Source organism: Stenotrophomonas sp. YJH_SMC_138, from assembly GCF_059369855.1.
In genome coordinates, this window is record NZ_JCAFTB010000001.1 from 158,506 (window position 1) to 180,971 (window position 22,466).

The following is a 22,466-nucleotide window of genomic DNA, read 5'->3' on the forward strand; positions in this document are numbered from 1 at the left end:
AGCTGAAGTCACAGTTGAAAGACTTCCCGAGTCCCGACGAGGCACTGAAATGGGCCATCAAACAGGAGTGGTCGCGGCTGAAAAAGGGCTTCGTACTGGTAAACCCTGTCGCCGAGGCTGGGCAACCGAGCATGCACAGGTACATCGGCGGTGGCTATACGGGGGCACTGACGATTGCCGGGTGCCATGGCAGGATGGTGACCAACCGTTATCAGGATGAGGATGCGTCTGGTGCAGCGACCGACATGCTGCTGCTCGTTGGTGACGACGCCGGGATCCTCCATGATTGGCGACCCGGCAAAACGGACCTTGCATGGTCGGCACTCCCTGCAGATGACGGCAAAGGGTTCCTGATCCGACTCGACTCCGGCATTTACCTTTGGCCATCCGATGGCCGTACTCCCCAGCGGATCAGCGATGCAACGGTGATGTCATCGCCGTTCCTGACAACCTCAAACGGATACGTCGCGTGGCATGACGGTGATCATGTAACGGTAATGAGACTCGCCGATGGACAGCGCTTCCTGCAGTTGGCACGTACCCCAGCGATGGTGGGTGGGCATTCGAGGCAGATGATGGGCGCGCTCTCTCCGGATGCCACGACGCTTGCCTGCTGCGCCACTCCCGGTGAGATCGAGTGCATCGATATTGCTCAAGCGGATACTGTCCGCCGACATCGAAGTGACTTCGAAATGATCACCAAGATGGAGTGGAGTGCCGACGGGCGTTGGCTGCTGGCATTGGAGCAATATGGAAAATGGCGTCTGTTGTGCCTGGATGCGGCAACGGGAGAATGCCGTCCCGGGTGGCCGAAGTTCGCTGACATGACACGAACTGACTTTGCGCTGGATAGCGATAGCAAGCGACTCGCCATCCTGCACCGTGGACATATTGCCCTTCATGACTTCACGGATATGAGGGAAATTCGACGCTTTCCCGTAGATCATGTGGTCCGTACCGCGCATATTGCATGGACGGGAGACAATGCCATTTCGGTGCGTACCGACTATGGATGCCTTTCCACGTATGTAGTTTGATCAGGCTCGCTATTTAGTTGCGCTGTTTTTGAGGAGCCTCCGCCAACAGCGGTGTGGACCAAAGCCGCCTCGGTAGCCGCCAACCTTGGTTGGCGTCGGCCGTGCCAACCAAGGTTGGCACCTACCCAAGCGGGTCGAGCCATGTGCCGGGCAAGCAGGCGTGGTGTCAGATCCGGTGAAGCGCCCCTACCCCGGCAGGTACAGGTCCACATAGTCGGTCACCGGCATCGCCGCCAGCGCCACCGGATCCAGCGATGCGGCCAGGATGCGCTGCTGCTGGGTGGTCGGGAAGCGATGGGCCAGGTGCCGGCGGAACTTGTCCATCAGCAGCGGAATGCCTTCCTCGCGACGGCGCGCGTGGCCCAGCGGGTATTCCACCAGTACTTCGGGCAGCTCGGTGCCATCGGTGAAGCGCACGCTCAGGCCGTTGGCGATGCTGCGCTTGTCAGGGTCCAGGTAATCGGCGCTGAGCTGCGGGTCTTCATGGCAGGTCATCTTCGCGCGCAGCGCATCGATGCGCGGATCCGCCGCCACATCGTCCTCGTAGTCCTGGGCCACCAGCCGCCCATGCAGCAATGCGATGGCGACCATGTACTGCACGCAGTGGTCGCGGTCGGCCGGGTTATGCAGTGGGCCCTGCTTGTCGATGATGCGGATGCAGGCTTCCTGGGTGCGGATGGCGATGTGCGCGATGTCCTCGACCCGCCGCCCCACCGCACGCAGCTGCTGGTGCAGCGTGATCGCCGCCTCCACCGCGGTCTGGCCATGGAACTCGGCCGGGTAGCTGATCTTGAACAGCACGTTTTCCATCACGTAGCTGCCCAGCGGTCGCTCCAGCGTCAGCGCCTTGCCCTGCATCGATACCGCTTCAAAACCCCAGGTCGGCGCGCTCAACACACTGGGATAGCCCATCTCGCCACTGGCCGCCATCAGCGCCAGGCGCACGCCACGGCTGGTCGCATCGCCGGCCGCCCAGCTCTTGCGCGAGCCGGTGTTGGGCGCGTGCCGGTAGGTGCGCAGCGCCTGGCCATCGACCCAGGCCAGCGACAGTGCATTGAGCATGCGTTCGCGATCCAGGCCGAGCAACTGCGCGACCACCGCGGTGGTGGCCACCTTGACCAGCACCACGTGGTCCAGCCCGACCCGGTTGAAGGAATTCTGCAGGGCCAGCACGCCCTGGATCTCGTGTGCCTTGATCATCGCCAGCAGCACGTCATGCAGGGTCGGCGCTGGGCGATGCAGGGCCTGCGCGTTGCGCCCCAGCCAATCGCAGACAGACAGGATGCCGCCCAGGTTGTCCGACGGGTGGCCCCACTCGGCGGCCAGCCAGGTATCGTTGAAATCCAGCCAGCGCACCATCGCGCCCAGGTTGAAGGCGGCCTGCACCGGGTCCAGCACGTAGTGCGTACCCGGCACGCGCGCCCCGTTGACCACGCTGATACCCGGCACCAGCGGACCGAGCAGCTTGCTGCAGGCCGGGAAGGACAGCGCTTCCAGCCCGCAGCCCAGCGTGTCGAGCAGGCAGTAGTGCGCGGTCTGGAAGGCCAGGGGGGAGTCGATGCGCGCGTCGCGTACGTAATCGACGATGTCCACCAGCAGCGCATCCCACGCTGCACGCTCGTTGGATGGGGTGTGGCTGTCAGACATCGTCGATCTCCTCTTCAGAGCTCAGGCCGCGCCTCCCGGTAGTCGCCAACCTTGGTTGGCGCTGGACGTTGCCCGGGCGGTGCCAATGCCATGCCAACCAAGGTTGGCATCTACCGAAGCATGTGATGCCAGCGCCGACCGGCTGGTTATTCGGCCGGCACCCGCACCTTGCCTTCCATCAATACGCGGGCGCTGCGGCTCATGATGGCCTTGGTCACTGTCCACTGGCCGTCAACGAGGCCGGCCTGCGCACCCACGCGCAGCGTGCCGGAAGGGTGGCCGAAGGTCACCGCTTCGCGTTCACCACCACCGGCCGCGCGATTGACCAGCGTGCCCGGAATCGCCGCCGCAGTGCCGATCGCCACGGCGGCGGTGCCCATCATCGCGTGGTGCAGCTTGCCCATCGACAACGCCCGCGCGTGCAGGTCGATGGCCGAGGCCGGAATGGCCTTGCCGCTGGAGGACACGTAGTCCCGTGCCGGCGCCACGAAGGCCACCTTCGGCGTGTGCTGGCGGGTGGCCGCATCTTCCAGGTTCCTGATCAGACCCATGCGCAAGGCGCCGTAGGCGCGGATCTTCTCGAAGCGCTCCAGCGCCCCCTTGTCCTCGTTGATCGCAGGCTGCAGTTCGGTGCCGGTGTAGCCCAGGTCGGCCGCATTGAGGAAGATGGTCGGAATGCCGGCGGTGATCATGGTCACCTCAAAACTGCCGACGCCCGGCACGTCCAGGGTGTCGACCAGGTTGCCGGTCGGGAACATCGCGCCCGCATCGCCGTCATCGGACGGATCGATGAACTCCAGCTGGATCTCGGCGGCCGGGAAGGTCACGCCATCCAGCTCGAAATCGCCGATCTCCTGCACTTCGCCATCGCGCATCGGCACGTGGGCGATGATGGTCTTGCCGATGTTGGCCTGCCAGATGCGCACGGTGCACAGGCCATCGCGCGGCACCCGGGCCGGATCGATCAGCCCATTGGCGATCGCGAACGGACCCACTGCCGTACTGAGGTTGCCGCAGTTGCCGCTCCAATCGACGAAGGCGGTGTCGATCGAGACCTGGCCGTACAGGTAGTCCACATCGTGGTCCGGCACCGAGGCGGTGGAGATGATCACGCACTTGCTGGTGCTGGAGGTGGCACCGCCCATGCCGTCGGTCTGCTTGCCATACGGATCGGGCGAGCCGATCACGCGCATCAGCAGCGCATCGCGCGCGGCGCCCGGCACCTGAGCGGCTTCGGGCAGGTCCTGCAGGCGGAAGAACACGCCCTTGCTGGTGCCGCCGCGCATGTAGGTGGCGGGAATACGGAGTTGCGGGAGGAAGGTCATCGTCGAATCCACGCGTTTGAATTTCAGGAAATGTCTTGCATCAGTGCGTCAAGACCACGATCAACGCACCACACACGCATGATGTCCACGCGGTCCGGTAGATCGAGGTAATAGACGAGGTAGCGTTCGAAGCCCGGAACCAGCATGAACCGCAACGGCACCGGCAGCTGTGCTGCGAGGTCGGCGTGCCGGGTGGAATCCGAGCCTGGAAACACCGCGATGCGTTGAAGCGTGGCCTCCAACTCGGCGAGAAAGCGCCGACCCAGTACCAGCCCACCTTGCCGTGCAAACCACAGCGCGGCATCGGCTGCGTCGGCTTCGGCCCTTGGCCGCCATTCAATCGCCTTCACGCTCCATCCTTTCGGTCAGTTCGCGACGCATGCGCTCGAATGTGTCGGCCGTCACCGCGACGCCTGGACCAGAAGCCAGCCCCTCGGCTATCAACTGCTTGAGCAGCTCTTCGGCCTTGCTGCGCTGGCGCTGGCGGATCAGGTCACGCACGTAGTCCGACGTACTGGAGTAGCCGCCTTCACGCACTTCCTCGTCCACGAACTGCTTGAGCGGGTCGGTCAGCGAAATGTTCATGGTGGCCATGAAACTCTCCTTTGGCAGTTTTTGCCAAGTTAGTCTGCGCCCCGCCCTGGTGTCGGACAAGCCCGCCCCCGGCCTCCGGGGGCAGGCATTCAGGCCGGTATCACGCCACCTTGGCCCCTTCCAGGAAGTCCTGGGCGAAACGCTGCAGCACGCCACCGGCTTCGTAGATCGCCACTTCCTCGTCGCTGTCCAGGCGGCAGGTCACTGGCACGATCACGTCCTGGCCGTCACGGCGGTGGATGACCAGGGTCAGGTCGGCGCGCGGGGTGCGCTCGCCGATCACGTCGAAGGTCTCGGTACCGTCGATGCCCAGGGTCAGGCGGGTGGTGCCCGGCTTGAACTCCAGCGGCAGCACGCCCATGCCGATCAGGTTGGTGCGGTGGATGCGTTCGAAGCCTTCGGCCACGATCGCTTCCACACCGGCCAGGCGCACGCCCTTGGCGGCCCAGTCACGCGAGCTGCCCTGGCCATAGTCGGCACCGGCGATGATGATCAGCGGCTGCTTGCGGTCCATGTAGGTCTCGATCGCTTCCCACATGCGCATCACCTTGCCTTCCGGCTCCACGCGCGCCAGCGAACCCTGCTTCACGCTGCCATCGTCGTTGCGCACCATTTCATTGAACAGCTTCGGGTTGGCGAAGGTGGCGCGCTGTGCGGTCAGGTGGTCACCGCGGTGGGTGGCGTAGGAATTGAAGTCCTCTTCCGGCAGGCCCATCTTCGCCAGGTATTCGCCGGCGGCACTGGACGCCAGGATCGCGTTGGACGGCGACAGGTGGTCGGTGGTGATGTTGTCCGGCAGCACCGCCAGCGCACGCATGCCCGACAGTGTGCGCTCACCGGCCAGTGCGCCCTCCCAGTACGGCGGACGGCGGATGTAGGTGCTCTGCGGGCGCCAGTCGTACAGCGGGCTGACCGCCGCGCCATGCTCCACGCGCACGTTGAACATCGGGTTGTAGACGCGGCGGAACTGCTCGGGCTTCACCGAGGCCTTCACCACCGCGTCGATCTCGGCATCGCTCGGCCAGATGTCCTTCAGGCGCACCTCGTTGCCCTCGGCATCCACGCCCAGCACGTCCTTCTCGATGTCGAAGCGCACGGTGCCGGCGATGGCATAGGCGATCACCAGCGGCGGCGACGCCAGGAAGGCCTGCTTCGCATACGGGTGGATGCGGCCATCGAAGTTGCGGTTGCCCGACAGCACGGCCGTGGCGTACAGGTCGCGATCGATGATCTCCTGCTGGATGGCCGGATCCAGCGCGCCGCTCATGCCGTTGCAGGTGGTGCAGGCGAAGGCGACGATGCCGAAGCCGAGCTTTTCCAGGTCCGGCAGCAGGCCGGATTCTTCCAGGTACAGCTGCACCGCCTTCGAGCCCGGCGCCAGCGACGACTTCACCCACGGCTTGCGCAGCAGGCCACGTTCGTTGGCCTTGCGCGCCAGCAGTGCGGCAGCGATCACGTTGCGCGGGTTGGAGGTGTTGGTGCAGCTGGTGATGGCGGCGATGATCACCGCGCCATCGGGCATCAGGCCCTGCGCCTGCTCGGCCCTGCCCGCTGCCAGCTTGGCTTCGTCGGCGATGCCGCGCTCGGCCAGCTCGGCGGTGGCCACGCGCTTGTGCGGGTTGGACGGGCCAGCCATGTTGCGCACCACGCTGGACAAGTCGAAGCGCAGCACGCGCTCGTACTGCGCGGTGGCCAGGTCATCGGCCCACAGGCCGGTGGTGCGCGCATAGTTCTCCACCAGCGCCACCTGCAATTCCTCGCGGCCGGTCAGGCGCAGGTAATCGATGGTCTGCCCGTCGATATAGAACATCGCGGCGGTGGCGCCGTATTCGGGGCACATGTTGGAGATGGTGGCGCGGTCACCGATGGTCAGTGCCGACGCCCCCTCGCCGAAGAATTCAAGATACGCACCCACCACGCGTTCCTTGCGCAGGAACTCGGTCAGTGCCAGCACCACGTCGGTGGCGGTGATGCCCGGCTGCGGCCTGCCGGTCAGCTCGACGCCGATGATATCCGGCAGGCGCATCCACGACGCGCGGCCCAGCATCACGTTCTCCGCTTCCAGGCCGCCAACACCAATCGCGATCACGCCCAGCGCGTCCACGTGCGGGGTGTGGCTGTCGGTGCCCACGCAGGTATCCGGGAAGGCTACGCCGTCCTGCACGTAGATCACCGGCGACATCTTCTCCAGGTTGATCTGGTGCATGATGCCGTTGCCCGGCGGAATCACGTCCACGTTCTGGAACGCCTGCTTGGTCCAGTCGATGAAGTGGAAACGGTCTTCGTTGCGGCGATCCTCGATGGCGCGGTTCTTCTCGAACGCCTGCGGATCGTAGCCACCGCATTCCACCGCCAGCGAGTGATCGACGATCAACTGCACCGGCACCACCGGATTGACCTTGGCCGGGTCGCCGCCCTTGTCGGCGATCGCATCACGCAGGCCGGCCAGGTCCACCAGCGCGGTCTGGCCGAGGATGTCGTGGCACACCACGCGTGCCGGGAACCACGGGAAGTCGAGGTCGCGACGGCGCTCGATCAGCTGCTTCAGCGAATCGCCGAGCGTGGCCGGATTGCAGCGGCGCACCAGGTTCTCGGCCAGCACGCGCGAGGTGTACGGCAGGGTGGCATAGGCGCCGGGCTGGATCGCATCGACAGCGGCGCGCGCGTCGAAATAGTCCAGCGCGCTGCCGGGGAGGTTCTTGCGGTAATCGGTATTCATGGGCTGGCGGAGTGCTTGGGGCGGGCCGGGTGCCGGCGGTGCGGCGGCGAAAGCACCCGGCCGGCATGCGGCCGGCCGGATGGGGACAGCAGGGGGATCAGACGCGCTTGTCGATGGCGACGAAGTCGCGGTCTTCCGGACCGATGTAATTGGCGCTCGGGCGGATGATCTTGCCGTCGATGCGCTGCTCGATGATGTGCGCGCTCCAGCCGGCGGTGCGCGCGATCACGAACAGCGGGGTGAACATCGCGGTCGGCACGCCCATCATGTGGTAGCTGACCGCACTGAACCAGTCCAGGTTCGGGAACATCTTCTTGATGTCCCACATCACCGATTCCAGGCGCTCGGCGATGTCGTACATCTTCATGCTCGACTGTTCCTCGGACAGCTCGCGGGCCACGTCCTTGATCACCTTGTTGCGCGGATCGGAGACGGTATAGACCGGGTGGCCGAAACCGATCACCACTTCCTTGCGCTCGACGCGCGCCTTGATGTCCTCCTCGGCTTCATCCGGATTGTCATAGCGCTTCTGCACTTCGAACGCCACTTCGTTGGCGCCGCCATGTTTCGGGCCACGCAGCGCACCGATGCCACCGCAGATCGCGCTGTACATGTCGCTGCCGGTACCGGCGATGACACGGCAGGTGAAGGTCGAGGCGTTGAACTCGTGCTCGGCGTACAGGATCAGCGAGGTGTGCATCGCCTTCACCCACGAATCCTGCGGCTTTTCGCCATGCAGCAGGTGCAGGAAGTGGCCGCCGATCGAATCATCGTCGGTTTCCACATCGATGGCGCGGCCGTTGTGGCTCCAGTGGTACCAGTACAGCAGCATCGAACCGAGGCAGGCCATCAGCTTGTCGGCGATGTCGCGCGCGCCCGGGTGGTTGTGGTCGTCCTTCTCCGGTGCCACGCAGCCGAGCACGGACACGCCGGTGCGCATCACGTCCATCGGGTGCGCCGACGGCGGCAGCTCTTCCAGCGCGGCCTTCACCGCGGCGGGGATCCCACGCAGCGACTTCAGCTTGGCCTTGTACGAAACCAGCTCGGCGCGGGTCGGCAGCTTGCCGTGCACCAGCAGGTAGGCGATTTCCTCGAACTCGCTGGTGTTGGCCAGGTCCAGGATGTCATAGCCGCGGTAGTGCAGGTCGTTGCCGCTGCGGCCCACGCTGCACAGCGCGGTGTTGCCGGCCGCGGTGCCGGACAGGGCGACGGACTTCTTCGGCTTGAAGGTCGGGGTTGCGGTCGTATCGTTCATGTTTCCCTCCGAAACTTGATGGTGCAGGGTACTGCTTATTTCTTGGCGGCGAACAGCGCATCGAGCTGCTGCTCGAAGGCGTGATAGCCGATGCGGTCGTAGAGTTCCTCGCGGGTCTGCATGGTTTCCACCACGTTGCGCTGGTGGCCATCGCGGCGCACCGCCTGGTAGACGTTCTCGGCGGCCTTGTTGGCGGCACGGAACGCCGACAGCGGGAACAGCTGGATGGCGACGCCGGCCGAGGCCAGTTCATCGCGGCTGAACAGCGGGGTGGCGCCGAATTCGGTGATGTTGGCCAGCACCGGCACCTTCACCGCGTCGACGAAGCGGCGGTAGGTATCCAGATCGTAGGCGGCCTCGGCGAAGATGCCGTCGGCACCGGCCTCGACACAGGCGATGGCGCGCTCGATCGCCTTGTCCACGCCGTCCACCTGGATGGCGTCGGTGCGCGCGATCAGGAAGAAGTCCGGATCGGTCTTGGCATCGGCAGCGGCCTTCACACGGTCGACCATTTCACCCTGCGAGACGATCTCCTTGCCCGGACGATGGCCGCAACGCTTGGCACCGACCTGGTCCTCGATGTGGCAGGCGGCCGCGCCGGCCTTGATCAGCGACTTCACGGTGCGCGCGATATTGAACGCGCTCGGGCCGAAGCCGGTGTCGATGTCGACCATCAAGGGCAGGTCGCAGACATCGGTGATGCGGCGCACGTCCACCAGCACGTCTTCCAGGGTGTTGATGCCCAGGTCCGGCAGGCCCAGCGAGCCTGCGGCAACGCCGCCGCCGGACAGGTAAATGGCACGGAAGCCGGCGCGCTTGGCCAGCAGGGCGTGGTTGGCGTTGATCGCACCGATCACCTGCAGCGGCGATTCGGCAGCCAGCGCCTCACGGAAGCGGGCACCAGCGGAGAAAGGGGCAGAAGGGGTCATGCGACGATCCAGGTTGAAGTACGGATAAGGAAGCGCAAGCACCATGCCAAGCTGCAAGCGGTTGATTTCACGGGGATGACCGGCACGCAGCAGTGAAACATATGAAACATTGAAACGGATGTATCATGAAACACACTCCCCGAACCCGCCGCCATGTATCTGCCCCGCTCCCCCCTGCGCCATGCCGATGCCGACCCCGGCCGTCCGGTGATCTGGACGGTCAGCGTCTCGCGGCTGACCGGCCTGCTCGGCGACGTGATCCCCGAGTTCGACCGCCGCGCGCGTATCGAACAGATCAACCTCGGCTTCGAAGAAGCGGTGGAGGTGATCGGCCAACGCCTGCGTCGCGAGCACTGCGACGTGGTCATCGCCGGCGGCTCCAACGCGGCCTGGCTGCGCGGCCGGCTGGAGCTGCCGCTGGTGCCGATCCAGGCCAACGGCTTCGACCTGATGGAAGCGCTGGCCCGGGCACGGCGTATCGCCAGCCGCATCGGCCTGGTCACCCACGCCAGCGACGTACCGGTGTTCAGCAACTTCCAGCAGAGCTTCGGCCTGGACATCGAGCATCGCCGCTTCGTCACCCGCGAGGACGCCCGCGACTGCATCGCCGACCTGCGCGCCAACGGCATCGAGGTGATCGTCGGCACCGGCATGGCCATCGACCACGCCGAACAGGCCGGCCTGCCCGGCGTGTTGCTGTACTCGGCAGATTCGGTACGGCAGGCGTTCGAGCACGCGTTGGAACTGACCCAGACCTTGGCACGTTCCGGCAGCAACCGCGCTGCACCGCGCCGGCGCACGGCAGCGCGTGCCGATGCGCATGAACTGCGCGGCGACAGCGACGCGATGGCGCAGGTGCGCGCGCAGATCGCGCTGTACGCCCCGCATGACAGCACCGTACTGGTCAGCGGCGAAACCGGCACCGGCAAGGAACTGGTGGCGCGCCAGCTGCACGCCGCCAGCGGACGCCGTGGCCGCTTCGTCGCGCTGAACTGTGGCGCGATCAGCGAATCGCTGCTGGAAGCGGAGCTGTTTGGCTACAGCGATGGCGCCTTCACCGGCGCACGGCGTGGCGGCCGCGTTGGCCTGGTGGAAGCTGCAGATGGCGGCACCCTGTTCCTGGACGAAATCGGCGAACTTCCGCTGCCGCTGCAGACCCGCCTGCTGCGGGTGCTGGAGGAACGTGAAGTGCTGCGCGTGGGTGCCACCGAACCGACGCCGGTGGACCTGCGCGTGGTCGCCGCCACCCTGCAGTCGCTGGAGCAGCGCGCGGCAGCCGGCAGCTTCCGCCGCGACCTGTATTATCGCCTGGCCGCGCTGCGGATTGCCCTGCCCTCGCTGCGCGCCCGACGCGGTGACATCCCGTTGCTGGTGCAGCATTTCTTCCGCCAGCTGCGTGGCATCGACGCGCCATTGGATGAGGCGGCGCTGGCGCTACTGTGCGCGGCCGAGTGGCCGGGAAACGTGCGCGAGCTGCGCAATCTGGTCGATCGCCTGCGCATCCACTGGCAGCCCGGTGAAGGGCTGATCGATACGGCGCGGCTGCTGCAGCTGGCACCCGAGCTGGTGCATGAAGGTGTCGCGGCGTTGCCGGTGGAAAGCAACGGCAGGCGCCCGCCGCGGGCCAAGCTGGAAGCACTGCTGCGGGAACACCGGCATGATCGTGAGGGCATGGCGCAGGCGCTGGGCGTGTCACGCACCACGCTGTGGCGCTGGCTGCGCGCGGAGGACCTGTAAAGCCGAGCCCATGCCCGGCTGATGTCCCCGCAGAAGCAGCCGAGCATGGGCTCGGCTCTACAGGATGCGTGTCGTCAGCGCGCTTCGATGGCGAACCGTCCACTACCCACTGCGGCAATCCACAACAGCAGCACGCCCAGCGGCACTTCGCTCAGGTAGAAGAACCAGCTCAGCCAATCCGGCACGCTCAGTCCCGCAGGAATGCGCGCGATGCCATCGGTCAGCGCAGCCACTACGCAGATCGCCGCCAGCAGCAGGGCCGAGGGGCGGCTCAAAAGGCCCAGCACCAGCAGACCACCCGCAATCCACTCGATCGCACCGAGTACCGGCGCACTGAACACCGGGAATGGGATACCGGCATCGACCAGCGTATGCACCATGCGCTCGCGCCCGGCGTCGGTGAACACCTTGTTCCAGCCGGACACGCAGAACATCACACCGGCGACGATGCGGGCGAGCAGCAACAACAACGCTTCCACGCCGCGGCGTGGTGGCGGCACGGCAAACAGGCAACGCCAGGAGGGCACGGCAACTCCGCAGATCGAGGGCATCGCAGCGAGTGTGCCCGTCGCCGACCTGCTCGTGCATGAAGCGGACCAGTCCGTTCGCGACAAACGCAGGTTGCTGTAGAGCCGAGCCCATGCTCGGCTGCTCCTGCGAGAACATCAGCCGAGCATGGGCTCGGCTCTACAGCAGCCCCAGCACCACCCCGCCTTACGGGTACAGCAGGCGCTTGCTCCAGCGCCCTTCGGCGCCGGCTTCATAGCACCAGCGCTCGTGCAGGCGGAACTGCGCGCCATACCAGAACTCGATGCGGTCAGGCACCACGCGCAGGCCGCTCCAGCCCTCCGGGCGCGGCACGTCCTTGCCCTCGAAGCGGGCTTCGACCTCGGCCACGCGCGCATCGAATTCCTCGCGCGTGGCCAGCGTCTTCGACTGCTGCGAAGCCCACGCGCCGATCTGGCTCATCCGCGGGCGGCTGGCGAAATAGGCATCGGCTTCCGCATCGGCGACCTGCTCGACACGGCCTTCGATGCGCACCTGGATGCCGGCCTCGCGCAGGCTGCGCCACAGGAACAGCAGTGCAGCCTGCGGATTGGCCTGCAGCTCCCGGCCCTTGTGGCTGTCCAGATGGGTGTAGAACACAAAGCCGCGCTCATCGAACGCCTTCAGCAGCACGGTGCGCGCCGAGGGACGACCCTGCGTATCGGCGGTGGCCACGGTCATCGCGTTCGGCTCGACCTCGCGGCTCTGTTTGGCCTCGTCGAACAGGCCGGCAAACGTGGACAGGGCTTCGGCGTACAGGTCGCTCATGATTGCGTTCTTCTCACACGGATTGGGCTATTGTGGCTGCATGGCCGCTGCTGCGTATATGCCCCAGGTGAAAGGATTCCCCGAAACATTGGCCGAACAGGCGCTGGATGATGCGCTGGGCAGCGGCGCAGCGGTTCCAGTATTGGCGATCAGCGGCCTGCAGGGGAGCGGCAAATCGACGCTGGCGGCGCAGGTGGTGGCCCGTGCCCAGGCACGCGGCCTGAACGCAGCCACGCTGTCGATCGATGATGTCTACCTGACCCGCGCACAGCGCCAACGGCTGGCCCGCCAGGTGCACCCACTGCTGATCACCCGCGGCCCGCCCGGCACCCACGACCTGCCGCTGGCCCATGCGGTATTGAACGCCGTGGCCGCACGCCAGCCCTTCGCAATGCCGCGCTTCGACAAGCTGGCCGACGAGCGCCTGCCCGAAGCACACTGGCCGCAGCTGCAGCAACCGCTGGACCTGCTGGTATTCGAAGGCTGGTTCCTGGGCACGCCCGCGCAGGATGACGACGCGCTGGACAGCCCGTTGAACGCACTGGAACGCGAAGCCGACGCCGATGGCCGCTGGCGGCGCTGGTGCAACCAGGCGCTGGCCCGTGACTACCCGGCGTTGTGGCAGCGCTGCGACCGCCTGTGGTTCCTGCAGCCGCCGGATTTCTCGGTGGTACCACGCTGGCGCTGGCAGCAGGAGCAGAACCTGCAGGCCGCGCAGCCGGGCCGGCACGGCATGAGCCGGCCACAGCTGGAGCGCTTCGTGCAGTACTACGAGCGGGTCAGCCGGCAGGCATTGAGCGCCCTGCCCGCCCTGGCCGACCACGTGGTGGTGCTGGACGGCCAGCGACAGGTGCAGGACGTGCGCTGAACGCGCCCCTATTCCACCAGGAAAGTCACCCGCAGGTTGACCCGCCATTCGGTGATCTCGCCGCTGCCATTGGTGACTACCTTGGTCTCGTTCACCCAGGCGCCCTGGATGCCCTTGACCGTCTCGGAGACCTTCTTCAGCCCGCTGCGCACGGCGTCTTCCACGCTTTTCGGCGAGGACGCAGTGATTTCGATGACCTTGGCGACCGTCATGGCCTGTACTCCGTCTGGCGCGGGAGACCCCGCAGGAACGCCCACCCTGACGTGAAGAACGTAAAGGCCAGGGCACGGAGGTGTTAGCATCAGAAGGCATGAATCCTGCTCCGAACCTGATCCTGATCGGCCCGATGGGCGCCGGCAAAACCTGCATCGGCCGCCGCCTGGCCGAGCGTTTCACGCTGGACTTCGTCGATGTCGACCAGGCCATCGTCGATGCCGCCGGCGCCAGCATTCCGACCATCTTCGAGCACTCCGGCGAAGCCGGCTTCCGCAGCCATGAACGCCAGGCGCTTGCGCGGGTACTGGAAGGCCATGGCCAGCTGGTCTCCACCGGTGGCGGCGCCGTGCTGGATCCGGACAATCGTGCACTGATCGCCCGGCGCGGCTTCGTGGTCTATCTGCGGGTCAGCGTGGCCGAACAGCTCGAGCGCCTGGCCCGCGACAAGGGCCGGCCGCTGCTGCAGCGCCCGGACCGCGAGCAGGTGCTGCACGATCTGGCCGCACACCGCGACCCGCTGTACCGCGAACTGGCCGACCTCACCCTCGACACCGACCCGTATACCGCTGCCGATGCGACCGCCCAACTGGTGGTCAAGCTGGCCACGCAATGGCAGCGCCAGGACCTGACCGCATGACCTCCCCCGCCCTGCTGCAGGTCGCCGTTGGCGGCGACCGCCCCTACTCCATCACCATCGGCGCCGGTGCCCAGGCCGATGGCACCGCGCTGGCCTCGCACGTGCGCGGCCGTCATGTGCTGCTGCTCAGCGACAGTGAAGTCGCCCCGCGCTATCTGGCGCCGGTGAAGCAGACGCTGCTGGCCGCTCGCCCCGACCTGGTCATCGGCGAGCACGTGCTGGCCGCGGGCGAAGCCTCCAAGACGCTGGCCGAGTTCGGCCGCGCGATCGAAGCGCTGGCCGCGCTCGGCGCCACCCGCGACGCCTGCGTCTTCGCCCTCGGCGGCGGCGTGGTCGGTGATCTCGCCGGTTTCGCTGCCGCCTGCTGGATGCGCGGCGTGGACTGCGTGCAGCTGCCGACCACCCTGCTGGCAATGGTCGATTCGTCGGTGGGCGGCAAGACCGCAGTCGACATTCCGGCCGGCAAGAACCTGGTCGGTGCCTTCCATCCACCGCGTGCGGTCATCGCCGATACCCGCGTGCTGGCCACCCTGCCGCCACGCGAGCTGCGTGCCGGCCTGGCCGAAGTGGTGAAGTACGGCGCGCTGGGTGATGCCGTGTTCTTCGAGTGGCTGCAGCAGCATGCCGATGCGCTGCTGGCCGGCGAGGATGCGGTGCTGGCCGAGGCCATCGCGCGCAGCTGCCGGCACAAGGCCGCCATCGTCGAGCGCGACCCGTTCGAAAAGGGCGAGCGTGCCCTGCTCAACCTCGGCCACACCTTCGGCCACGCCATCGAGACCGAACAGGGCTATTCGGCCCCGGGCCGCGATGCGCTGAACCACGGCGAGGCGGTGGCGGTGGGCATGGTGCTGGCGGCGAAGCTGTCCACCGACCTGGGCCTGGCCGACGATGCCGACCGCGCGCGCCTGCAGGCCCTGCTGGAACGCCTCGGCCTGCCGGTGGCGATCCCGGCCGGGCTGGAGCCGCAGGCCCTGCTCGGCCGCATGCGCCTGGACAAGAAGAACGTGGCCGGCCGCCTGCGCCTGGTGTTGTGGCGCGGGATGGGCCGCGCCGAAGTGGTGCCGGACGTGGATGAGGCGGCGGTGCTGAAGGTGCTGGGCGCGGGCTGACCTTTCCGCGTTCGCCGGGCATGGCCCGGCGCTGACGGATTGTGCTGCGGCATGAAGCGCAGCCGAGCGTGGGCTCGGCTCTACAGGTCCGTGCCGCCCCGGGGCGATACAATCGGCGCCATGCACGTTTACCTGCAACATCCCGACGCCGGTGCGCAGGCACCGCGCTTCCTGCGCCTGAGCCTGCTGCCGGACCTGTTCGGCGGCTGGGAGCTGCTGCGCGAGAGCGGCCGTGTCGGCAGCCGCTCGCAGCTGCGGCGCGAGCTGTTCCTGCAGGCCGACGACGCCCGCCACGCCTTCGAGAAGGCCCGTGATGCCGAACTGCATCGCGGCTTCCAGATCCTTTCGCACGGCGACTGACGCCGCTGCTCCTCCCGTCCAAGGAATGCCCATCGTGACCAGCCCTCTCCGCAACGATCGCCTGCTGCGCGCCCTGCGCCGCGAACCGGTGGACTGCACCCCCGTCTGGCTGATGCGCCAGGCCGGCCGCTACCTGCCGGAATACCGCGCGACCCGGGCCAAGGCCGGCAGCTTCCTGGCCATGGCCAAGACCCCGGAGATTGCCTGCGAAGTCACCCTGCAGCCGCTGCGCCGCTTCCCGCTGGATGCGGCCATCCTGTTCTCGGACATCCTCACCATTCCCGATGCGATGGGCCTGGAGCTGTACTTCGTCGAAGGCGAAGGCCCGAAGTTCCGGCACCCGGTGCGTGACGAAGCCGCCATCGCCCGGCTGGCGGTGCCGGACATGGAACAGGACCTGGGCTACGTGATGGATGCGGTACGGCTGATCCGCCGCGAGCTGGACGGCCAGGTGCCGCTGATCGGCTTCTCCGGCAGCCCGTGGACACTGGCCTGCTACATGGTGGAAGGCGGTGGCAGCAAGGACTTTGCGCGCATCAAGGCCATGGCACTGAACCACCCGCAGGCGCTGCACCGCCTGCTGGAGGTCACCACCGACGCGGTGATCGCCTACCTCGGCGCGCAGCGCGCCGCCGGTGCGCAGGCGCTGCAGGTGTTCGACACCTGGGGCGGCGTGCTGTCGCCGGCGATGTACCGCGAATTCTCGCTGCGTTACCTGCAGCGCATTGCCGAGGGGCTGGAGCGCGGCGAAGGCAGCGAGCGCACGCCGCTGATCCTGTTCGGCAAGGGCACCGGCCTGCACCTGGAAGCGCTGTCGCAGACCGGCGCCGATGCACTCGGCCTGGACTGGACGCTGGACCTGGACGAGGCGATGCGCCGCACCGGTGGCCGCGTCGCCCTGCAGGGCAACCTCGACCCGACCACGCTGTACGCCTCGCCGGATGCGATCGCCGCGGCCGCGGCGCGCGTGCTCGACACCTATGCCGCCGGCAACGGCGGCTCGCGCGAGGGCCATGTGTTCAACCTCGGCCATGGCATGTCGCCGGACATGGACCCGGCACATGTACAGGTGCTGGTCGACGCAGTGCACGCGCACAGCCAACGCTGAGCATTCCGCATGCAGGTACGGCGCGACCTTGATCGCGCCGTGACCCGCAGTGCGCGATCATGGCGGCCCCCACGCTGCACCGGCCGCACCCCATGTCCACATCGCCATCGACCTACAACCGCCAGCGTCCCCTGCTGTGGCTGGTGTCCCTGGCGATCTTCATGCAGATGCTGGACTCGACCATCGTCAACACGGCGTTGCCGGCGATGGCGGCCAGCCTGGGCGAGAGCCCGCTGCAGATGCAGTCGGTGGTGTTCAGCTATGCGCTGGCGGTAGCCACCTTCATTCCCGCCTCGGGCTGGATCGCCGACCGCTACGGCACCCGGCGCACCTTCCTGGTGGCGATCATCCTGTTCACCCTCGGCTCGCTGGCCTGCGCGCTGGCCCAGCACCTGCACCAGCTGGTCGGTGCGCGCGTGCTGCAGGGCATCGGCGGTGCGATGCTGCTGCCGGTCGGCCGGCTGGCGGTGATGCGCTCGGTGCCCCGCGAGGATTTCCTGCGCGCGATGAGCTTCATCGCCATCCCCGCGCTGGTCGGCCCGCTGATCGGCCCCACGCTGGGCGGCTGGCTGGTCGAGATCGCCTCATGGCACTGGGTGTTCCTGATCAACCTGCCGATCGGCGTGATCGGTTTCATCGCCGCGATGAAGATCATGCCCGACCATTACGCCAGCCACCGCACCCGCTTCGACCTGCGCGGCTACGTCATGCTGGCCTTCGCGATGGTGGTGCTGTCGCTGGCACTGGACGGCATCTCCGGCCTGGGTACGCCACACGCACTGGTGATGCTGATGACCGTGGCTGGCCTGGCCGCGCTGGTGGGCTACTGGCTGCACGCCGCCAACTCGACCGCACCGTTGTTCTCGCTGGCCCTGTTCCGCGTGCCCAGCTACCGCATCGGCATTCTCGGCAACCTGTTCTCGCGCATCGGCAGCAGCGCGATGCCGATGCTGATCCCGCTGCTGCTGCAGGTCGGCCTCGGCCTGGGCCCGATGCATGCCGGCCTGATGATGGTGCCGGTAGCGGCCGCCGGCATGGTCTCCAAGCAGCTGGCGGTGAGGCTGGTCGAGCGCTTCGGTTACCGCCGCGTGCTGATGGTCAACACCGTGCTGGTCGGCCTGGCGATGGCCAGCTTCATCCTGATGACACCCGGCCAGCACCTGGCCTGGCGCCTGCTGCAGCTGGCGTTCTTCGGCGCGGTCAATTCGCTGCAGTTCACCGTGATGAACACCGTGACCCTGCGCGATCTGGACCGTGAGTTCGCCAGTTCCGGCAACAGCCTGCTGTCGATGGTGATGATGCTGGCCGCCGGCTTTGGTGCTGCTGCGGCCGGCAGCCTGCTGGCCGCGTTCGGCAACCACCTGGACAGCAACAGCGCCACCGCCGCGCTGCATGCCACGTTCCTGTGCGTGGGCGCGATCACGCTGACCTCGACGATGATCTTCTGGCAGCTGCCCGACACCAAGCCCGAACCGCGGCAGGTGGAGCACGTCGCGGAGTGAAGGGGGTTCGGCAGGGCCTGCGGCCCTGCACCTGCGGTAGTGCCGGCCGCTGGCCGGCAACAGCAACAGCGAGCATTCCGTGAGTTGGCGGGGCGGTGCGGGCTTGCAGGACACGCCGTAAACCCCGCTCCGCGGTCCGGCCCAGCCGCCGGCGGCTGCGCGTTCGGGCGCTTGCGAAGCAGTGCTTCGCAAACAAAGCGCCCTCACCCATGGGGGCTCGATGGCGCCATCCATGGCGCCAACGGTCCTGCAAGCCCACACCGCCCCACCTCTGACAGGTTCACGCGGCTGTGGGTAACGGCGACTGTTGGAACGCGCGGTTGTTGGTAGGTGTCGACCTTGGTCGACACATCTGTCAGATATCGAATTCCAGATTGGGGTCAGAGCCCGTTGCGCAGCAACGGGATCCGACCCCGAGCTCCGACAGATCGCGGAAAACTGTCGAAGGCGGGCTTTTGACGTTGACATTGATTCTGCAGGTGCAGGACTGCAAGCCCTGCAATAAACCCTACCTGCCCATTGCCCTGGCGATCGCTTCCACCAGCAGTTCACCGGTCACCGGCTTGCGCAGGAAGCCGCCGATGCCGGCCGCTTCCACCTGCTGCTGAAGGTCCGGATCAGTCCGCGCGGTCACCGCCAGCAGCGGCAGCATGTAGCCCTGGTTACGCAGGTGCTGGGCCAGTTCGAAGCCGCTCAGGCCGGGCAGGTCCAGATCCAGCAGGCCGACGTCGAAATCGCCGGCACTGATCTCGCGCAGCGCCGCCAGCGCATGGCCGGCATGCACCACCTCGTGGCCGCGTGCGCTCAACAACCCCCGCACCACATCGGCCACGGTGGCATCGTCCTCGACCAGCAGCACCCGCAGCGGTGGCATGTTCGCCGCATCGTCGCGATGCCCCTCGGCGGACACCTCGGCGTCACCGTCCACCACCAGTGGCAACGGCAGGGTGACGCCGAAGCAGGTGCCCCGGCCCAGCTGGCTCTCCACCTGGATCCGCCCCTGCATCGCTTGTGCCAGCTCGCGGCAGATCGCCAGGCCCAGGCCGCTGCCACCGTACTGCGCTGCCGTACGTGCACCATCGGCCTGCTCGAAGCGTCGGAACAGGCGCTGCTGCTGTTCCTGGCTGATGCCCGGGCCGGTATCACGTACCTCGAAATGCAGCGCGCGCAGCTCGCCATCGCAACGTGCATGCAGGGTGATGGTGCCGCGGCTGGTGAATTTCACTGCGTTCGACAGCAGGTTCAGCAGGATCTGCCGCACGCGCATGGCATCACCGGTCGCCTGCAGGCCCGGCGGCAGCTGGTTGTCCAGGACGAAGCGCAGGCCCTTCTGTGCAGCCAGCGGGCCCATCAGCGCCGCCAGATCCTGCAGCAGGCCATTCAACGCAAACGACTGCGACTGCAGCTCCAGGCGCCCGGACTCGATCCGCGCCAGGTCCAGCGCATCGTTGACCAGATGCAGCAGGTGCTCGCCCGCATGCCGGATCGACTGCGTGTAGCCGCGCTGCTGCGGGTCCAGTGGCGAAGCCAGCAGCAGCTCGCTCATGCCCAGCACGCCGGTCATCGGCGTACGGATCTCATGGCCAAGGTTGGCCAGGAAGCGGGTCTTGGCCGCCGAGGCCTGCTCGGCCAGTTCCTGCTTGTGCAGCGCCAGCTGGTAGGCGTGGCGCCGCTGCAGGCGGCGTCGGTACAACCAGGCGAACCAGCTGGTCAGCAGCAACCCGACCGACGCCAGTACCAGCAGGCCGGACAGGCTGCGCCACCACGGCGGCTGCACGCGGAACTCCAGGCTCTGCACCCGCGACCACACATGGTCGGCCGAGCGTGCCTGCACTTCCAGCCGGTAGCTGCCCGGCGCCAGGCGCGAGAACAGGCGCTCGCCCGCCGGACCGACTTCAACCCAATCCGGGTCGTAGCCGGCCAGGCGATAACGGTAGGTATTGGACGCCGAGTCGGCAAAGGACAGCAATCGCGCGACGATGCGCAGGTCGCGATCGCCATCGGCGATCTGCAACGGCGCATCGTGGGTCATGTCCAGCACCTGTTCGTTGCGGCGCACTTCCACCCGCTCGATCACCAGTGGCGCGCGACGTACCGAAGGCCGTACCTGCTCCGGGTCGAACACCACCGCGCCCGCTGCCGTTCCGGCCACCAGGTGGCCATCGGCCGCTGCGATCAGGGTGTGCTCGCGGAATTCCTGGCTTGGCAGGCCGTCGTGCACGCCGTACAGGCGCACGCTCTGCCCATCGGCACTGACACGTACCAGGCCGCGTGCGCTGGTCGCCCAGGCCACGCCCTGCGCATCCACCACCAGGCCAGAGGCGGAGATCGCCGGATAGCCCTGTTCGGCACCGACCACCGCCTGCCGTTCCAGCCGCCCCTGGCTCCAGCGGTATCGCGACAGGCGCCCGTCCTCGGACAACCAGACCTGGCCGTCACGGCCCACATGCAACGCATGGATGGCCGTTGCCGGCGCACCCGGCACCGGCTGGAAGCGTTCGCTTTCCGGCAGCCACTGCAGCAGGCCACGGCTGCTGGCCAGCCAGATATGGTCCTGCGGACCGCATTCCACATCGAGGTTGAGCTGGCCCTGCTGCAGGCCGCGCTGGCCATTGTCCAGCTGGCGCCGCAGGCGTCCGTCGAGATCACGTTGCTGCAGGCCCGCGGGAAGCATCAACCAGAGGCTGTCGCCGTCGCAGGTCATCATCGCTTCGATGACCCCTTCCATCGCCGCATCGGTACCGGCATCACGGCCCCAACGACGCAGTTCGCGCCGTTGCGGGTCGTAGCGCACCAGTGCATCGGTCGATCCGATCCAGACCTGGCCACGCCGGTCCTCGCGCACCGAGGTCAGCCAGTGCATGCCGTTGACCCAGGTGCGGTGCTGCTCGATCCTGCCGGTCTTCGGATCGAAGCGGTCCAGCGCGCCATGGCTGCCCACGGTCCAGACACCGCCATTGCTGGACGGGCTGGTGCCCAGCACGAGCGCATTGCGCAGCGATCTGGGGTCGTCCTCCAGCCGCGACAGCACCGAGAACTGCCACCAGCGTGGCAGCAGGTGCCACAACCCGGCATTGGTGCTGGCCAGCCAGATGCCACCTTCGCGGTCCTCATAGGCACCGGTCCAGTTCGGCCGCACCGGACCGCGTGCGATCGCGCTGTACAGCGGCACGGTCTGGTACTGGCCGTCGACCGCACGTCCCAGCCCGGTGCGCGTATCCAGCCAATGCCCGCCCTGCTCGTCGCGCAGCATCATGCCCAGCACCTGCTCGCCTGGCGGCAGCTTCCACGGTGGTGCCTCGAAGCGGCCATCCGGGCGGCGCACGGTGGCCCCGGCCATCGTGCTGATCCACAGGCTGCCATCGGGCTCGGCGGTCAACCCGTTGATCAGCAGGCTGGGAATGATGTCCGTACCGACACGCTCGAAGTCGGTCCCGGTCCAGCGTGCCACGCCATGCTTGGTGCCGATCCACAGGCTGCCATCGGCCAGCGTGGCCAGGTAGGGCACCGACGACGAAGGCAGGCTGCGCGGATTGTTCGGCTCGGGCAGGAAGCGCTGCAGGCGGTCCTGGCTGTCCAGGCGGTACAGGCCGCCTTCGTGGGTACCGAACCAGATCGAGCCATCAGGCGTGCTGGACAGGCTCCAGACCGTGTTGGTGCCCATCAACGGCTGGCTGCTGCGGTCGTAGAAGTGCAGCTGCCGGCGGTCGGCCGACATGCGCACCAGGCCAGCGCTCTCGGTGCCTATCCACAACTGGTTGCGGGCATCGACCAGCACCGTCCAGATGCGGTTGTCACGCAGTCCATCCTCGGAACGCCACACGCGGTAAGTGCGGCCGTCATAGCGGGCCAGGCCATCGTTGGTGGCGATCCACAGGTAGCCGTACCGGTCCTCGGCCATGCGGTTGACGGTATTGGACGGCAGGCCATCGAACACCGTCACCTGCCGCGGGCTCGGAGGCACCGGCTGTGCCGCAGCGGGCAACGCGCCGCACAGGAGGACCAGCAGCAGCATCGCCGCCCGCAGATACACCACCGATTGCCTCCTCACGCTGGTCCTGATGATTCCCGCGCTGCGGGCGTCGGCATGGTAAACCGAAAGTCGCGCC

General features: G+C 67.1%; 19 protein-coding genes. 8 read left to right on the forward strand and 11 right to left on the reverse strand.

Annotation, left to right across the window (positions count from 1 at the left end; genetic code table 11):
• Positions 1 to 14: 14 nt before the first annotated feature.
• A complete protein-coding gene (locus AC5P7I_RS00730) occupies positions 15 to 1,037 on the forward strand; it encodes a WD40 repeat domain-containing protein (protein WP_180834798.1) in 1,023 nt (340 codons plus the stop codon).
• 186 nt (positions 1,038 to 1,223) lie between these two features.
• Here AC5P7I_RS00730 and AC5P7I_RS00735 read toward each other — a convergent pair whose 3' ends face one another.
• From AC5P7I_RS00735 to prpB, 7 genes are all read right to left on the reverse strand, one after another.
• Positions 1,224 to 2,684, reverse strand: a complete 1,461-nt coding sequence (locus AC5P7I_RS00735) for a bifunctional 2-methylcitrate dehydratase/aconitate hydratase (protein ID WP_180834797.1) — start codon at positions 2,682 to 2,684, stop codon at positions 1,224 to 1,226.
• Between the two features lie 146 nt (positions 2,685 to 2,830).
• Complete coding sequence (gene prpF / locus AC5P7I_RS00740; protein WP_046431995.1) at positions 2,831 to 4,009, reverse strand: 2-methylaconitate cis-trans isomerase PrpF; 1,179 nt, start codon at positions 4,007 to 4,009, stop codon at positions 2,831 to 2,833.
• A 23-nt stretch (positions 4,010 to 4,032) separates the two neighbouring features.
• Positions 4,033 to 4,359 carry a type II toxin-antitoxin system RelE/ParE family toxin gene (locus AC5P7I_RS00745; protein ID WP_134809175.1) on the reverse strand — a complete coding sequence of 109 codons (327 nt, stop codon included), beginning with the start codon at positions 4,357 to 4,359 and terminating at the stop codon, positions 4,033 to 4,035.
• Positions 4,346 to 4,603 carry a type II toxin-antitoxin system ParD family antitoxin gene (locus tag AC5P7I_RS00750; RefSeq protein WP_032957090.1) on the reverse strand — a complete coding sequence of 86 codons (258 nt, stop codon included), beginning with the start codon at positions 4,601 to 4,603 and terminating at the stop codon, positions 4,346 to 4,348. Before AC5P7I_RS00750 ends, AC5P7I_RS00745 begins: the two co-directional genes overlap by 14 nt.
• Before the next feature lie 100 nt (positions 4,604 to 4,703).
• Positions 4,704 to 7,322 (reverse strand): Fe/S-dependent 2-methylisocitrate dehydratase AcnD, encoded by a 2,619-nt coding sequence (gene acnD / locus AC5P7I_RS00755; protein ID WP_262088045.1) that lies wholly within the window; start codon positions 7,320 to 7,322, stop codon positions 4,704 to 4,706.
• Between the two features lie 97 nt (positions 7,323 to 7,419).
• Positions 7,420 to 8,577: a bifunctional 2-methylcitrate synthase/citrate synthase gene (gene prpC / locus AC5P7I_RS00760; RefSeq protein ID WP_005418357.1), complete on the reverse strand. Its 1,158-nt coding sequence runs from the start codon at positions 8,575 to 8,577 to the stop codon at positions 7,420 to 7,422.
• A gap of 35 nt (positions 8,578 to 8,612) precedes the next feature.
• On the reverse strand, positions 8,613 to 9,506 hold the full coding sequence (gene prpB / locus AC5P7I_RS00765; protein WP_262088046.1) for a methylisocitrate lyase: 894 nt from the start codon (positions 9,504 to 9,506) through the stop codon (positions 8,613 to 8,615).
• A 153-nt stretch (positions 9,507 to 9,659) separates the two neighbouring features.
• Here prpB and prpR point away from each other — a divergent pair, with 153 nt between their 5' ends.
• Positions 9,660 to 11,243 carry a propionate catabolism operon regulatory protein PrpR gene (gene prpR / locus AC5P7I_RS00770; RefSeq protein ID WP_262088047.1) on the forward strand — a complete coding sequence of 528 codons (1,584 nt, stop codon included), beginning with the start codon at positions 9,660 to 9,662 and terminating at the stop codon, positions 11,241 to 11,243.
• A 74-nt stretch (positions 11,244 to 11,317) separates the two neighbouring features.
• On the opposite strand, the gene AC5P7I_RS00775 is transcribed toward prpR, so the two are convergent.
• Both AC5P7I_RS00775 and pdxH read right to left on the reverse strand, forming a co-directional pair.
• Entirely contained in the window at positions 11,318 to 11,770 is a 453-nt protein-coding gene (locus tag AC5P7I_RS00775) for a DoxX family protein (RefSeq protein ID WP_014648046.1), read from the reverse strand.
• Positions 11,771 to 11,957: 187 nt separating this feature from the next.
• Positions 11,958 to 12,557 (reverse strand): pyridoxamine 5'-phosphate oxidase, encoded by a 600-nt coding sequence (pdxH, locus tag AC5P7I_RS00780; protein WP_262088048.1) that lies wholly within the window; start codon positions 12,555 to 12,557, stop codon positions 11,958 to 11,960.
• 40 nt (positions 12,558 to 12,597) lie between these two features.
• Between pdxH and AC5P7I_RS00785 the strand changes: the two genes are divergently transcribed.
• On the forward strand, positions 12,598 to 13,425 hold the full coding sequence (locus AC5P7I_RS00785) for a kinase (RefSeq protein WP_046432003.1): 828 nt from the start codon (positions 12,598 to 12,600) through the stop codon (positions 13,423 to 13,425).
• 8 nt (positions 13,426 to 13,433) lie between these two features.
• Here the strand turns inward: AC5P7I_RS00785 and AC5P7I_RS00790 are convergent, their stop codons facing one another.
• Positions 13,434 to 13,637, reverse strand: coding sequence for a dodecin family protein (locus AC5P7I_RS00790; RefSeq protein ID WP_005410663.1), 204 nt, complete (start codon positions 13,635 to 13,637; stop codon positions 13,434 to 13,436).
• Positions 13,638 to 13,735: 98 nt separating this feature from the next.
• On the opposite strand from AC5P7I_RS00790, the gene AC5P7I_RS00795 reads away from it, so the two are divergent.
• The 5 genes from AC5P7I_RS00795 to mdtD all read left to right on the forward strand — a co-directional run bounded on the left by AC5P7I_RS00795 (position 13,736) and on the right by mdtD (position 18,357).
• Positions 13,736 to 14,278 (forward strand): shikimate kinase, encoded by a 543-nt coding sequence (locus tag AC5P7I_RS00795; protein WP_075676887.1) that lies wholly within the window; start codon positions 13,736 to 13,738, stop codon positions 14,276 to 14,278.
• Complete coding sequence (gene aroB, locus AC5P7I_RS00800) at positions 14,275 to 15,387, forward strand: 3-dehydroquinate synthase (protein WP_262088049.1); 1,113 nt, start codon at positions 14,275 to 14,277, stop codon at positions 15,385 to 15,387. Before AC5P7I_RS00795 ends, aroB begins: the two co-directional genes overlap by 4 nt.
• A 120-nt stretch (positions 15,388 to 15,507) precedes the next feature.
• Positions 15,508 to 15,747: a WGR domain-containing protein gene (locus tag AC5P7I_RS00805; protein WP_014648051.1), complete on the forward strand. Its 240-nt coding sequence runs from the start codon at positions 15,508 to 15,510 to the stop codon at positions 15,745 to 15,747.
• Between the two features lie 25 nt (positions 15,748 to 15,772).
• Positions 15,773 to 16,855, forward strand: coding sequence for a uroporphyrinogen decarboxylase (gene hemE, locus AC5P7I_RS00810; RefSeq protein WP_134809182.1), 1,083 nt, complete (start codon positions 15,773 to 15,775; stop codon positions 16,853 to 16,855).
• Between the two features lie 92 nt (positions 16,856 to 16,947).
• Positions 16,948 to 18,357 carry a multidrug transporter subunit MdtD gene (gene mdtD, locus AC5P7I_RS00815; protein ID WP_014648053.1) on the forward strand — a complete coding sequence of 470 codons (1,410 nt, stop codon included), beginning with the start codon at positions 16,948 to 16,950 and terminating at the stop codon, positions 18,355 to 18,357.
• Between the two features lie 508 nt (positions 18,358 to 18,865).
• Here the strand turns inward: mdtD and AC5P7I_RS00820 are convergent.
• Complete coding sequence (locus AC5P7I_RS00820; protein WP_262088050.1) at positions 18,866 to 22,393, reverse strand: hybrid sensor histidine kinase/response regulator; 3,528 nt, start codon at positions 22,391 to 22,393, stop codon at positions 18,866 to 18,868.
• Between the last annotated feature and the right edge of the window lie 73 nt (positions 22,394 to 22,466).

Coding starts and splice junctions, on each gene's coding strand:
- AC5P7I_RS00735 (WP_180834797.1), bottom strand. CDS start 2,684: ATGTCTGACAGCCACACCCCATCCAACGAGCGTGCAGCGTGGGATGCG.
- prpF (WP_046431995.1), bottom strand. CDS start 4,009: ATGACCTTCCTCCCGCAACTCCGTATTCCCGCCACCTACATGCGCGGC.
- AC5P7I_RS00750 (WP_032957090.1), bottom strand. CDS start 4,603: ATGGCCACCATGAACATTTCGCTGACCGACCCGCTCAAGCAGTTCGTG.
- acnD (WP_262088045.1), bottom strand. CDS start 7,322: ATGAATACCGATTACCGCAAGAACCTCCCCGGCAGCGCGCTGGACTAT.
- prpC (WP_005418357.1), bottom strand. CDS start 8,577: ATGAACGATACGACCGCAACCCCGACCTTCAAGCCGAAGAAGTCCGTC.
- prpB (WP_262088046.1), bottom strand. CDS start 9,506: ATGACCCCTTCTGCCCCTTTCTCCGCTGGTGCCCGCTTCCGTGAGGCG.
- prpR (WP_262088047.1), top strand. CDS start 9,660: ATGTATCTGCCCCGCTCCCCCCTGCGCCATGCCGATGCCGACCCCGGC.
- pdxH (WP_262088048.1), bottom strand. CDS start 12,557: ATGAGCGACCTGTACGCCGAAGCCCTGTCCACGTTTGCCGGCCTGTTC.
- AC5P7I_RS00785 (WP_046432003.1), top strand. CDS start 12,598: ATGGCCGCTGCTGCGTATATGCCCCAGGTGAAAGGATTCCCCGAAACA.
- AC5P7I_RS00790 (WP_005410663.1), bottom strand. CDS start 13,637: ATGACGGTCGCCAAGGTCATCGAAATCACTGCGTCCTCGCCGAAAAGC.
- AC5P7I_RS00795 (WP_075676887.1), top strand. CDS start 13,736: ATGAATCCTGCTCCGAACCTGATCCTGATCGGCCCGATGGGCGCCGGC.
- aroB (WP_262088049.1), top strand. CDS start 14,275: ATGACCTCCCCCGCCCTGCTGCAGGTCGCCGTTGGCGGCGACCGCCCC.
- AC5P7I_RS00805 (WP_014648051.1), top strand. CDS start 15,508: ATGCACGTTTACCTGCAACATCCCGACGCCGGTGCGCAGGCACCGCGC.
- hemE (WP_134809182.1), top strand. CDS start 15,773: ATGCCCATCGTGACCAGCCCTCTCCGCAACGATCGCCTGCTGCGCGCC.
- mdtD (WP_014648053.1), top strand. CDS start 16,948: ATGTCCACATCGCCATCGACCTACAACCGCCAGCGTCCCCTGCTGTGG.